Origin of the sequence: Nonomuraea dietziae, assembly GCF_014195505.1 — a bacterium.
GTDB classification, from domain to species: Bacteria; Actinomycetota; Actinomycetes; order Streptosporangiales; family Streptosporangiaceae; genus Nonomuraea; species Nonomuraea roseola.
On the sequence record NZ_JACIBV010000001.1, the window covers coordinates 5,778,573 to 5,791,740 of the forward strand.

A 13,168-nucleotide genomic window follows, 5' to 3' on the forward strand; every position below is an offset into this window, starting at 1 on the left:
GACAAGGGCTGCCGTCACACCGACTTCAGCGATCGGCTCCCTTGAGCTCGCCGGCGTTGTTCGCCCGGGCCGGCAGGAGCAGGGCGGTGATGACCACAGCCACGGACAGAACCGCGCCGATGATGAAGGCCAGTCGCATGCCCTCGAGGTTGGCCAGCACGTCGGTGACTCCCGAGGACTTCAGGGCATCGGCGCGCGCGCTCATCACGGTGATCACGAGCGCGGTGCCGAAGGCCGCGGCGACCTGCTGCAGGGTGCTCAGGATCGAGCTGCCGTGGGAGTAGAGGTGCGGGGGAACCGCTCCGAGCCCGAGGGTGAAGACCGGGGTGAAGGTCGCGGCCAGGCTAACCATCAGCAGCGCGTGCAGACCGAGGAGCTGCCAGAACGGCATGGTCATCGTGACCTGGGTGAAGCCGGTGAGCGCGAGCGTGATCCCGATCGCGCCCGGGATGACCAGGACCCGGCCGCCGAACCGGTCGAACAGGCGGCCGACGGTCGGACCGAGCAGCCCCATCGCGAGGGCGCCCGGCATCACGAGGAGCCCGGTCTGCAGGGCGCTGAGCCCGCGGACGTTCTGCAGGTAGAGCGGTAGCAGGATCATCGAACCGAGCATCGCCATGAAGGAGACCGACATCAGGATCAGCGCGACCGTGTAGGTGCGGTGGCGCAGGGTGCGCAGGTCCATCAGCGGTGCGCCGCGCTTCTGCAACCTCAGTTGGCGGAAGACGAAGACGGCGATGGTGATCAGGCCGGCCGCCACGATCGCGGCGGCGACGCGGACGTCGCCGCTCTCGAAGTGGCTGAGCCCGTAGACCAGGCCGCCGAAGCCGGCCGCGGCGGTCGCCGCGCTGAACCAGTCGATGGTGCTGAGCCGGGGCTCGCCGACGTTCTTGAGCTGCCGCAGGCCACTCCAAGTGATCACGGCGGCGATGGGGAGCACCAGGGCGAAGAGCAGACGCCAGGTCCCGAACTGGAGGATCACCCCGGAGATCGCCGGACCCATCGCGGGCGCCACCGAGATGGCCAGGGAGACGTTACCCATCACCCGGCCCCTGTCCGACTCGGGCACCACCTGCATCAGCGTGGTCATCAGCAGCGGCATCATCACAGCGGTGCCCGACGCCTGGATGATGCGGGCGCCCAGCAGCACCTCGAACGTCGGCGCGGCGGCGGCCAACGCCGTGCCGATCAGGAACAGACTCATCGCGGTGGCGTACGCGCGGCGGGTGGACACCCGCTGCAGGAACCACCCGGTGATCGGGATGACCGCGGCCATGGTCAGCATGAAGGCGGTCGAGAGCCACTGCGCGGTCTGCTCCGTGATCTGCAACGCGACCATCAGCTGGGGGATCGCGTTGATCATGATCGTCTCGTTGAGGATGACCACGAACGTGGCGAGCACCAGCAGCCAGATCACGGGCGGGGTGCGCCCTGGAACGGTCGCCGTGGGGGTGGCAGGTGAGTCGAGCAGGGGGCTGGACACGGAACCTCGATCCGGGTTGTCTGGCACAAGGTGGTCGTGGCTGGTGTCCCAGCCTTCAATCGCACGATCGGTCATGGCCATGCACATACTGACTGGCGCCACCGACAAAAACGCGTCGACCGCGTCCACCTTGCGGCAAGTGAGGTGAGATGTCACCCGGTTTTCACCGGCAGCAGAGACGATCTCCAGATCGCACAGAAGAGCCCATTTCGCTCCACGGCCTGGGCGAACACCTCGCACGGCACCCGCCCGACCGATCCGCTCACCGTGACGACTGGTCCCTGGTGCCGCCGTCGAAGGCCGGGCGGGGTTCGTTCCCCGTCGCCGTCCGCCGGCATCCATCCGGTGCGGGTAGCCAGGCGGAACAGCGCCTGGCGTAGATCATCGACGCCGGAGCGAACCCGTTGAAAGGCTGGATGACCAGCCATCCCTTGACCCACCAGCGGCACGGCGCACGAAGCACCACTCCCGCAGATGTCGTGCGAGGTCGCTCGCTTCGAGGCCGGTGACGTCTCGCCGAAGCACTCGAAGGACGTCTCAGCGTCCAATCCAACCGCTCCGCGAGGCAAGCTGACTCGGCCGTAGATCGCCCCGAATGCCTCGGTGCTCGGGAAGGCCAACTACACCTGGTACGGCATGTACGAGGTCAGAGGCCCGTGCGCGCACGTGGCGTGGTCGAGCTTCTGGAGAAAACTGATCCCGAGCCGAAAGGCCAAGATCTACGCGGAGCTGGGGCTCGACCAGCCCTCACAACGGAAAGTGCTGATCACCGCGAGCAGTGATCAGCACCATATCGGTGAGGATTTTGTGTCCGAGGGGCGTGTTGAACCGTTCGCCTACCTTCTTGAGCGGGGAGAACGGTGGCTCGACCTGGATAGGGTCAACTGAGGTACGGGACGGCGCGCCGGGGAACACGCGCTCACCCGCATCCGCGTCGACCGATCATCAGCAAGAGCAGGACCTGCTTCCGCGGCATCCATCGGACGTCGCGAGATTCGTCTGCGCTTGCCTGGGTCAATGGCGTACACGGTGATCAGGATTCCACTCGGCCACCCCACCAGGCCGCCCCAAGCGAGATGACCGTCTCGGGGCCGGACGTCCCCGCCGAAGGCATGATCTGACGGTCACTGACTGCGGCCCGTACGTCGGTTGGCTTGCCGTTCTCCGTGGTGACTTCGACCGGCTCAGGTGATCCGTCGCGGCGATCGGCGCGTGGGCGGTGCTGGCCGCGACCGGCCGGAGAGCCGCAGCGCGGCCAGCAGACCGCCCAAACGCGCTGGACGTGATGGATCGTGGGTTCCGCCCTCGCCGAGTTTCGTGCAGCTGTCGTTCCGCTGGTTCTACTGGGGAGACCGCGACAATGAACGTGTCGGCCTGGCCCTCCCTCAGTTCCGGGCGCCGCCCGCACGAGGACCGGCGGATCTGAAGGAGGCGCGGTAGGACTGCGGCGTGACCCCGACGACACGCTTGAAGCGCTCGCGGAAGGCGGTGGCCGAGCTGAACCCGGACTGCGCCGCGACCCGTTCCACGCCGTGGTCGGTGCTCTCCAGCAGGAACTGCGCCCGGCGCACCCGGGCCCGCAGCAGCCACTGCAGCGGCGTGGTGCCGGTCTGCTCGCGGAAGCGGCGGCTGAACGTACGCTCGCTCAGACCACTGCGCGCGGCCAGATCCGCCAGCGTGATCTCCTGGGCGAGGTGCTCCTCGATCCACGCCAGCACCGGCTCCAGCAGCGAGCCCCGGGGCACCGGCGGCAGGGCGTGCGTGACGAACTGCGCCTGCCCGCCCTCCCGTTCCAGCGGCACCACCGACAGCCGGGCGGAGTCGGCGGCCACGGCCGAGCCGAAGTCGCGGCGGATGAGGTGCAGGCACAGGTCCAGCCCCGCCGCCGCCCCGGCCGAGGTGAGGATCTGGCCGTTGTCGACGTACAGCACGTCCGGCCGCACGTCGATCAGCGGGTACGCCTCGGCCAGCCGCCGCGCCGCCGTCCAGTGGGTGGTGGCGCTCAGCCCGTCCAGCAGGCCGGCCGCGGCGAGGGTGAAGGCGCCCACGCAGATGGAGGCGATCCTGGTGCCGCCGGCCGCCGCCGCGCGCAGGGCCGCGAGCACCTCCGGGTCGGGCGGCGCGGCCGGTTCGGAGCGGCCTGGCACGATGACGGTGTCGGCCTCGCGCAGAGCCTCCAGCCCGTACGGGGCGACGATCGTGAACGCCTCGCTGGTCACCTGCGGCGTCCGCGCGCACACCCGGACCCGGTACGGGCGGCGCCCGTCGGCGAGGGCGGCCCGCCCGAACACCTCGACCGGCGTGGCCAGGTCGGCCGGCACCACGTGGTCCTGGGCCAAGACGGCGATCGTGTGCATGACGGACACCGTAGCGGCCACGGCCCCGCCCGAAGCAGTACGTCGGGAACCGCCCAGACGCCCCGCCGGAAGCAGCGCGTCGGGACCGCCAGCCCCCAGCCGAAGCCGCGTTGTCGAGGGGGACGGCCCGGACGCCCCGCCCGGGCCTTCGTGGCCGGCCGGGCGGTGCCGAAGGTGAGAGCCGACGCATACGAGAGGGTCGGTGGCGGGAACCCGTGGGAAATTGTCGATTCAGCCCATGGGGCAGCGGGGGCGGGCGTCCTAGTCTGGCGCCGCCCCCCTCTCCTTCCCTTCACGTTTCGCAGAACGGTACGCCGCATCTCATGTCCATCCTCATGCCGATCCTGATCGGTCTGATCGCCGTCACCCTCATCTCCCTGATCCCCGAGCCGCACCGGCGCACGGTCAACGCCGTGATCGTGGCCGGCGCGGGCGCCGCCTACCTCAGCGGCGGCGGGCTCGGTTACGCGGAGTTCGTGCTGCCGATCGTCATGACGTACGTCGCCTACCGGGGGCTGACCAGCTATGCCTGGATCGGCGTCGGCTGGCTGCTGCACACCGTGTGGGACGTCATCCACCACCTCAAGGGCGCCCCGATCCTTCCCTTCGCCGAGCACTCCTCGTTCGGCTGCGCCATCTGCGACCCGGTGATCGCGCTGTGGTGCTTCGCGGGCGGGCCCTCCGTCATCGGCTGGATCCGCGCCCGCTTCTCCCGCGAACCCGCGACCTCAGCCCCCTCCGGTACTCAGGCCCCCTCCGGTACGAATGCCACGTCCGGTACGAATGCCACGTCCGCCGGGCCGTCCGCTGCCGGGTAGGCCCTCCTGACCCGCGGCTACCATCGACAGGTAGGAGATCGACGGGACACCGGCCTCGGCCCCTTGCGGTTGCTGGCGGGCGCGCCGGCAAGACGACCCGTCCGGTGCTGTTCACGTGCAGCGGGTGACGGGAGTCGAACCCGTGCTGGCAGCTTGGGAACAGCAATGATCAGGGCTTGTCGGGGCGCTGAGCTGGGTGGGAAGCCGGTCCTGAGTGACCGTGGTTGACCCTCGTTACGCGCTCGCCAACCGTGTGACCCACCCGCGCAACGTCAACCTGCGCGAGGTCGACATAGCCCCCAAGCTTGACCGCTGGCTGGGGTGCCTGTTCACTCCGTCGAACATCGACCGCACCTTGGACCTCCTGGTCACGGCGCATGAAGCGCCGCCCCGGAGATGTACGAGAGTGAGGCCATCAAACGGCAGATGGCCGAATGCGATCGGAAGCTGGCCCGCCACCGCGCGGCCCTGGAAGTCGGCGCCGACCCCGTGCTCATTGCGAGTTGGATGACCGAGGAACAAGGTCGAAAGAATGAGCCAGAACACAGACTCAGGCGTCTACCCATTGCTCAGTCTCGATCCTTAGATCGAGACGGCCTGGTCGCGTCCTTGCGCGAACCGGGCAGTCTGGTTGAGGTCCTGGAGAGGGCCGATCCAACCCGCAAGGCAAGGATCTACACGCACCTCGACCTGGAGCTGGTCTACCACCCCTCACAACACAAAGTCCTGGTCGCTGTTTCCAGCAACCAGGACCATATGGGGTACGGGTCTGTGTCCGAGGGGGGACTTGAACCCCCATGCCCCGCAAAGGGCACTAGCACCTCAAGCTAGCGCGTCTGCCTATTCCGCCACCCGGACTTGGTGCCTGCACGCGAGACCGTCATCCCGCGTCGGCTCAGTAAGGTTAGCAAACTCTGCGGGGTGCGTCATACCGTGATTCCTCAAGACCCGATCGAAGGAGTCCGCATGACCCCGCGCACCGGCGAGGACGAGGTCGTCGACCTCTGCCGAGACCTCATCCGCATCGACTCGACGAACGCGGGAGACAACGCAGGCCCCGGCGAGCGGCAGGCCGCGGAGTACGTGGCCGAGAAGCTCGAAGAGGTGGGCCTGGAGGCCCGCATCCTCGAGAGCGACGACCGCAGGTCCAACGTGATCGCCCGCATCGAGGGCGAGGATTCGAGCAGGGGAGCGCTGCTCCTGCACGGTCATCTGGACGTCGTGCCGTTCGACGCCGGCGACTGGCGGCACCATCCGCTGTCCGGGGAGATCGCCGACGGGTGCGTCTGGGGCAGGGGCGCCGTGGACATGAAGGACATGGACGCGATGATCCTGGCCGTCGCCAGGCAGTGGGCGAGCGCGGGCAGGCGCCCTCCGCGCGACGTGGTGCTGATGTTCACCGCCGACGAGGAGGCGGGCGGCGCCTACGGGGCCAACTTCCTGGTCGACAACCACAAGGAGCTGTTCGAGGGGGTCACCGAGGCCATCGGCGAGGTCGGCGGCTTCAGCGTCTCCCTCGGCGACAGGAGGCTCTACCTCATCGAGGCGGCGGAGAAGGGCATGGCGTGGATGCGGCTGAGGGCGAAGGGCCGCGCGGGCCACGGCTCGATGCTGAACGCCGACAACGCCGTCACCGAGCTCGCCGACGCGGTCGCCCGCATCGGCCGTCACGAATGGCCCGTACGGCTGACGCCCACGGTCAAGCGCCTGCTGGACGAGCTGGAGATAGGCCCTGACGAGATCGACAGGCTCGGCCCGCTGGCCCGCATGATCGGCGCGGTGCTCCGCAACACCGCCAACCCCACGATGCTCCAGGGCGGCTACAAGGCCAACGTGATCCCGCAGAGCGCCGAGGCCGTGGTGGACGGGCGGTTCCTGCCGGGCTACGAGGAGGAGTTCTTCGCCACGATCGACGAGCTGCTCGGTCCGAACGTCACCAGGGAGTTCGTCCAGCACCAGGTGGCGCTGGAGTTCGCCTTCGAGGGGCCGCTGGTGCGGGCGATGGCGCAGGCGCTCACCGAGGAGGACCCCGACGGGCTCGCCGTGCCGTACACCCTCTCAGGGGGGACGGACCTCAAGGCGTTCAGCAGGCTGGGCATCACCGGGTACGGCTTCGCGCCGCTCAAGCTCCCTGCCGACCTGGACTTCTCAGGGATGTTTCATGGGGTGGACGAGCGGGTGCCGGTCGATTCGCTCCGGTTCGGGGTCAGGGTGCTTGACCGATTCCTAGCTCTCTCCTGAAAAGCCCTTGCGGCCACCTTGAGTACTGCTACGGTTACCGAGCGTTGAGGGGTGAGTCCACGGACTGGCCTCACATGTGAGGTCGGTTCTGGAGCTCGGGAGGTCACGTGGCACGCATGCCGGTGCAGCGGTGGAGGGCGAAGTCCCTCCCTGCTCGGCGCGTGCCCGTGGCTGTCTTCGAAGAGCGTGCGACCACCGATCGGGCCGCCCGGATGGCGCGGTTCGCGGCCGGCGCCCGCCCGGTCATCGCACGAGCACTCACGGTAGGCGGCCTGCTGGTCGCCGGTTGGCTGCTCGCCATGCTCTTCGGGCTGCTCGCAGCAGCTCCGGCAGCCGCGGAGACCACCGCGGCCACAGGAGCCGACACCTCTCAATCCGTCGCCGGTTTCCCCACGGCAGACGGCGCCGCCCTGGTGCTGGACAACACCGAGGCAATGGCCGGGGCTGAAGTGGACGGGCTCACCAGCCAGTCGAAGCCCGGCTTCCCCGCACCTTCCTCCGCCGGCAAGAGCATGGGCGCCAAGGGCTTGGCGCCGAACGGCGGAGGCAACGGCCCGTTCGGGCCTGGCATGGGGGACATCGCGAGGTCCGTCATCGACCCGCGTGAGACGGCTCAGCGCGCCCCCCTGGCGTGCGTGCTGCCCCCGGTCTTCCGCACAGCAGCGGACGACCCTTCTTTCTCACCTGACTGATTCCGCTCAAGAGCAGGAGCGTGGGCTGAGTCCCCTCCGCAGAGCGTGTGACACATCAGTCATCGCTGGTTCGCGTATCCGAGTTCCCCGCTGTGCGTGGTCGTCAGAGGACCTCGCTCGGCCTCGGCTGTCCGCGGCCAGGTCAGGTATTCCCCCCAAGAACCACTAGGAGCATTCATCATGCGTACGTGGGCTAAGGCATCGACCCCTGCGGCTCTGCTCGCGGTAGCGGTCATGTCCTTCGGCAGCGGCACCGCTGTCGCCGACACCTCTGGAGACTCCTCCATCGGCGGCGGCAACCAGGTCAACCTGCCGATCTCACTTCCCGTCGACATCAGCGGCAACTCCGTCGCCGCGGCCGGCGAGTCCACCGCCAACTCGGAGGGCGGCGCCTCGGTCGAGAACGTCGGCCAGAGCGGCGGCATCCCGAACAAGACCTCGGGCAACAGCAGCGTCCTGGGCGGCAACCAGGTCAACGCGCCGATCAGCGCCCCGATCAACGCCTGTGGCAACGCGCTGTCGCTGTTCGGCAGCTCCGAGGCGGGCTGCAAGGGCGGCGCCACCGTCAAGAACACCGGCAAGGGCGGCGCGGGAGGCAACAGGACCTCCGGCGACAGCAGCGTCCTGGGCGGCAACCAGGTGACCGCGCCGATCAGCGCGCCGATCAACGCCTGCGGCAACGCGCTGGCGATCTTCGGGGACGCCACGGCAGGGTGCAAGGGCGGCTCCGCCGTCAAGAACACCGGCGTGGGCGCCGGCGGCAACACCACCTCGGGCAGGAACTCCGTCCTGGGCGGCAACCAGGTGATCGCGCCGATCAGCGGCCCGATCAACATCTGCGGCAACGCGATCGCGGTCTTCGGCCAGGCCTTCGCCGGGTGCAAGGGCGGCTCCAGCGTCACCAACGGCGGCGACAGGCCGGGTCACGGCTATCACCGCGGCCCGGGGCGCCTCGCCTCCTCGGGCAACGACACCGACGGCCGCTTCGGCGCCGGCAGCGGCAACCAGGTGATCGCGCCGATCAGCCTGCCGATCACCGCCTGCGGCAACGCCGTGGGCAACGCCCCCGCCGGGTGCAAGGGCGGCAGCACGGTCGAGAACACCGCCGCGGGCAGCGGCGCCGGTGGCAACACCACCTCGGGCCGCTCGGGAGTCCTGTCGGGCAACCAGGTGATCGCGCCGATCACCGCCCCCGTCAACGTCTGCGGCAACGCGGTCGCGCTCGCCGGCCAGGCCTTCGCCGGGTGCAAGGGCGGCGTCTCGGTCAAGAACGGCGGCAAGGGCGCGGGCGGCAACAGGACCTCCGGCCAGTCGGGCGTGGGCTCGGGCAACCAGGTGATCGCTCCGATCACCGCTCCGATCAACGCCTGCGGCAACGCCGTGGCGGCGCTGGGTCTGGCCGAGGCCCACTGCAAGGGCGGGGCGAGCGTCTCACCGAAGCACGGCGTGGGCGGTGGCGGCAACACCACCTCAGGCAGGTCCGGTGTCCTCGCGGGCAACCAGGTGGTCGCGCCGATCACCGCTCCCGTCAACGTCTGCGGCAACGCGGTGGCCGTCCTGGGTGACGCCGCCGCCGGGTGCCTCGGTGGCGCCCGGGTCGGCAAGCCGGTCGACGAGCACGACCACGGGTACGACCACTGGACGCGTTCCAGCGGCAAGGTCGCCAACTCCAAGGCCAGCGGTCTGCTGCCCGCTCTTCCTGTCGTCCCCGCCATGGCAGGGCTGAAGGATGTGGGCAACGTCACCCAGCAGATGCGCGGCTCGGGGCTGCCCGCGCTGCCCGTCGTCGGTGACCTCACCAGCACGCTCGGCCTGCCCGCACTGCCTGGCCTGCCCGGTCTGCCCGGCCAGCCCGCCACGCCGACCGAGCGTCAGGGCAAGGCGACTCCCGCCTCGAACAGCCCCGTCTCGGCCCTCGGCCCCGCCACCGACCTCGTTTCCTCGACCCCGGTCGGCGGGGCGGTCGGCTCCGCCACCGGCGCCCTGCCCGTCGGTGACCTCGGCCTGATGAGCGCCGCTCAGCCGGCCGGCGTCACGGGGATGAACTCCAACTCACTGTTCGCGCTGGTCATGGGCGCCATGTTCGCCGCTTCGGCGACGCTGTTCGCGACGACCCGCCGGCTGCGCTTCGGCAAGAAGTAGGCGGCGCGGCACCGGTTGACCACGGTACGGCACCGCCCGCAGCCGGCGGGTGAGTAGCCGAGGACCCTCTGCCCGCTCCCATCCAGGGGGCGGGCAAAGCCCGTTTCCCGCAAAGGGAGCACAGACGTTCCGCCCGCACCCAGCGACTCGTCGCGGCCCTGACCCTGACTCCGCCGTGCGGGTGGAGGTGGATGCTTTGCCCGTGCTGGTGTGGTGGTCGCGGCCTTGGCCGTGATCTTCTCAGTGCGGGCGAAGGTGGATGCTTTGCCCGTGCTGGTGTGGTGGTCGCGGCCCTGGCCGTGATCTCCTCAGAACGGGCAAAGGTTAGACGCTTTGCCCGTTCTGGGGGGCGCGGCCCCAGAACGGGCAAAGCCATGTCAGAGAGTTCGTCGGACGCGGATGATCTTGCGGCGTAGCCGTACATGTCTGCTGCCGTCGGGGTACAGTCGCACCCTGGCCAGTTCCCACTGCCCGTATTCAGCATGTTCGGTCAGCATCTGACGTGCGGCTTCACGCGACGTGTCGCGAGGGATATAGACATCCATGTAGGAGTAGGCCAGCACAGCGATTAGTCTCCAGGGTGAGTTAGGGAGCTACGGCACTCACTCGGCCTTATTCTGCGTCCTTGAGTGAGACAGTGACCCCGGGGGAAGGAAAATCCCCCGACACGGGTTACCTTTCAGATCTGTGCCCGCTCCCGGCAGGGGGATACGCAAGCGAACAGCGAGGTAGGAAGCAGCGTGCCAGCCAACAACGGCAGCGCCGGCGGAAACCGCCTGGTGATCGTCGAGTCGCCGGCCAAGGCGAAGACGATCGCGGGCTACCTTGGGCGCGGCTACATCGTCGAGTCCAGCATCGGCCACATCCGCGACCTGCCAGAGAAGGCAGATGACATCCCCGAGAAGTACAAGGGGGAGGCATGGGCACGCCTCGGCGTCAACGTCGACCATGAATTCGAGCCGCTCTATGTCGTCAATCCCGACAAGAAGGCTCAGGTCAACAAGCTCAAGCAACTGCTGAAGGACGCCGACGAGCTCTACCTCGCCACTGACGAGGACCGCGAGGGCGAGGCCATCGCGTGGCACCTGCGCGAGGTGCTCAAGCCCAAGGTGCCCGTGCACCGCATGGTCTTCCACGAGATCACCCCGCAGGCGATCCGCGACGCCGTGGCCAACCCGCGCGACCTCAACCTCCGGTTGGTCGACGCGCAGGAGACCAGGCGCATCCTCGACCGTCTCTACGGCTACGAGGTCAGCCCCGTGCTGTGGAAGAAGGTCAAGCCTCGTCTGTCCGCCGGCCGCGTGCAGTCGGTGGCCACTCGCCTGGTGGTGGAGCGTGAGCGTGAGCGCATGGCGTTCACCGCCGCCCACTACTGGGACCTGTCGGCGCTGTTCGACTCGGGCAAGCCCGAGGAGACGCCGCGCGACTTCACCGCCACACTGACCGGCGTCGACGGCAAGCGCGTCGCGCAGGGCCGCGACTTCGGCTCCGACGGGCGCCTCAAGAACGCCAACGTGCTCCACCTGTCCGAGCAGGCCGCCGGTGAGCTGGCGGGGCGGCTCAGGGGCGCGTCGTTCGCCGTCAGGTCGGTGGAGCGCAAGCCGTACACCCGCAAGCCGTACGCGCCGTTCAGGACGACCACGCTGCAGCAGGAGGCCAGCAGGAAGCTGGGCTTCTCGGCGAAGTACACGATGCAGGTGGCCCAGCGGCTCTACGAGAACGGTTTCATCACCTACATGCGAACCGACAGCATCACGCTGTCGGAGACCGCTGTCGCCGCCGCCAGGTCACAGGCCATCAAGCTGTACGGCTCGGCGTACGTGCCCGACAAGCCGCGCTCCTACGCCAGCAAGGTGAAGAACGCGCAGGAGGCCCACGAGGCGATCCGTCCTTCGGGCGAGGAGTTCCGCACGCCTGGCGAGACCGGGCTGAGCGGCGACATGTTCCGCCTGTACGAGCTGATCTGGCAGCGCACCGTCGCCTCGCAGATGAAGGACGCGGTCGGCGAGTCGGTCACCGTGAAGGTCGACGGCGGCGGCGCCGAGTTCACCGCCTCCGGTCGCACGATCACCTTCTACGGCTTCCTGAAGGCGTACGTGGAGAGCTCGGACGATCCCTCCACCGACCGCGACGACTCGGAGAAGCGGCTGCCGAACCTGGCCGAGGGCGACCCGCTCGACCTCAGCAGGCTCGACGTCTCCTCGCACTCGACCAAGCCGCCCGCCCGCTACACCGAGGCGTCGCTGGTCAAGGAGCTGGAGGACCGCGAGATCGGTCGTCCCTCGACCTACGCGTCGATCATCGGCACGATCCTCGACAGGGGCTACGTGTTCAAGAAGGGCACCGCGCTGGTGCCCTCCTTCCTGGCCTTCGCGGTGGTCAACCTGCTGGAGCAGCACTTCGGCAACCTCGTCGACTACGACTTCACCGCCGAGATGGAGAAGGTCCTCGACGACATCGCCAACGACAGGGCCGAGCGCGTTCCCGAGCTGCAGCGCTTCTACTTCGGCCAGGAGGGCGACGAGGGCCTGAAGGAGATGGTCACCGACCTCGGCGAGATCGACGCCAAGGAGATCAGCTCCTTCCCCATCAGGGACAGCGACATCGTGATCAGGGTGGGCCGCTACGGTCCCTACCTCGACCGCGAGGGCGTCCGGGTCAACATCCCCGAGGACATGACGCCCGACGAGCTGACCTCGGACAAGGCCGAGGAGCTGTTCTCCCGTCCGACGGGCGACCGCGAGCTGGGCAAGGACCCGGTGAGCGGGAACATGATCGTCGCCAAGGACGGCCGCTTCGGGCCCTACGTGACCGAGGTCCTGCCCTCCGAGCAGGAGGACGTGGCTCCGAAGAAGCGCACGAAGAAGGCCGACGCTCCGAAGCCGCGCACCAGCTCGCTGTTCAAGTCGATGTCGCTCGACACCATCACGCTGGACGACGCGCTCAAGCTGCTGTCGATCCCGCGCGTGGTCGGCCAGCTCGACGGCGAGGAGGTCACCGCGCAGAACGGCAAGTTCGGGCCCTACATCAAGAAGGGCACCGACTCGCGGTCGATCGGCTCGGAGGAAGAGCTGTTCACGATCACGATCGAGCAGGCCAAGGAGCTGTTCGCGCAGCCCAAGCAGCGCGGTCGCCGTACGGCCGCCGCCGCGCCGCTGCGCGAGCTGGGTGATGACCCCAACTCCAAGAAGCCGGTCGTGGTCAAGGAGGGCCGTTTCGGGCCCTACGTCACCGACGGGGAGACCAACGCCTCGCTCCGCAAGGGCGACACGGTCGAGGACATCACCATCGAGCGGGCCGCCGAACTGCTGGCCGAGCGGCGCGAGCGCGCTCCCGCGCCGAAGAAGAAGGCTCCGGCCAAGAAGGCCGCGACCACGACCAGGAAGAAGCCTGCCGCCAAGTCCTGAGAAGGCTCTCAGGGCCGCCAACACGAGT

Annotated in this window: 9 protein-coding genes and 1 tRNA gene; 6 read left to right on the forward strand and 4 right to left on the reverse strand. The window is 68.8% G+C overall.

The features are described 5' to 3' along the window. Positions 1-25: 25 nt before the first annotated feature. Positions 26-1,483 carry an MDR family MFS transporter gene (locus tag FHR33_RS27665; RefSeq protein ID WP_312895748.1) on the reverse strand — a complete coding sequence of 486 codons (1,458 nt, stop codon included), beginning with the start codon at positions 1,481-1,483 and terminating at the stop codon, positions 26-28. 603 nt (positions 1,484-2,086) lie between these two features. Between FHR33_RS27665 and FHR33_RS27670 the strand changes: the two genes are divergently transcribed. Then, a complete protein-coding gene (locus FHR33_RS27670; RefSeq protein ID WP_183653571.1) occupies positions 2,087-2,371 on the forward strand; it encodes a hypothetical protein in 285 nt (94 codons plus the stop codon). A 497-nt stretch (positions 2,372-2,868) separates the two neighbouring features. On the opposite strand, the gene FHR33_RS27675 is transcribed toward FHR33_RS27670, so the two are convergent. Continuing rightward, positions 2,869-3,840 carry a GlxA family transcriptional regulator gene (locus tag FHR33_RS27675; RefSeq protein WP_183653574.1) on the reverse strand — a complete coding sequence of 324 codons (972 nt, stop codon included), beginning with the start codon at positions 3,838-3,840 and terminating at the stop codon, positions 2,869-2,871. Positions 3,841-4,163: 323 nt separating this feature from the next. On the opposite strand from FHR33_RS27675, the gene FHR33_RS27680 reads away from it, so the two are divergent. Next, the gene (locus FHR33_RS27680; protein WP_221241273.1) at positions 4,164-4,658 is read left to right on the forward strand and encodes a DUF6010 family protein; all 495 of its coding nucleotides are present in this window, start codon (positions 4,164-4,166) and stop codon (positions 4,656-4,658) included. Positions 4,659-5,430: 772 nt separating this feature from the next. Here the strand turns inward: FHR33_RS27680 and FHR33_RS27685 are convergent. After that, positions 5,431-5,516 (reverse strand) — tRNA-Leu (locus tag FHR33_RS27685). Positions 5,517-5,624: 108 nt separating this feature from the next. On the opposite strand from FHR33_RS27685, the gene FHR33_RS27690 reads away from it, so the two are divergent. The 3 genes from FHR33_RS27690 to FHR33_RS27700 all read left to right on the forward strand — a co-directional run bounded on the left by FHR33_RS27690 (position 5,625) and on the right by FHR33_RS27700 (position 9,733). Continuing rightward, on the forward strand, positions 5,625-6,899 hold the full coding sequence (locus FHR33_RS27690; protein WP_183653577.1) for a M20/M25/M40 family metallo-hydrolase: 1,275 nt from the start codon (positions 5,625-5,627) through the stop codon (positions 6,897-6,899). A gap of 167 nt (positions 6,900-7,066) precedes the next feature. Further along, positions 7,067-7,591: a hypothetical protein gene (locus FHR33_RS27695; RefSeq protein WP_312895749.1), complete on the forward strand. Its 525-nt coding sequence runs from the start codon at positions 7,067-7,069 to the stop codon at positions 7,589-7,591. Between the two features lie 180 nt (positions 7,592-7,771). Next, entirely contained in the window at positions 7,772-9,733 is a 1,962-nt protein-coding gene (locus FHR33_RS27700) for a chaplin family protein (protein WP_183653583.1), read from the forward strand. 377 nt (positions 9,734-10,110) lie between these two features. On the opposite strand, the gene FHR33_RS27705 is transcribed toward FHR33_RS27700, so the two are convergent. Beyond that, on the reverse strand, positions 10,111-10,296 hold the full coding sequence (locus FHR33_RS27705) for a DUF5703 family protein (protein ID WP_183653586.1): 186 nt from the start codon (positions 10,294-10,296) through the stop codon (positions 10,111-10,113). 177 nt (positions 10,297-10,473) lie between these two features. Between FHR33_RS27705 and topA the strand changes: the two genes are divergently transcribed. Further along, positions 10,474-13,140, forward strand: coding sequence for a type I DNA topoisomerase (gene topA / locus FHR33_RS27710; protein WP_183653589.1), 2,667 nt, complete (start codon positions 10,474-10,476; stop codon positions 13,138-13,140). Positions 13,141-13,168: the final 28 nt, after the last annotated feature.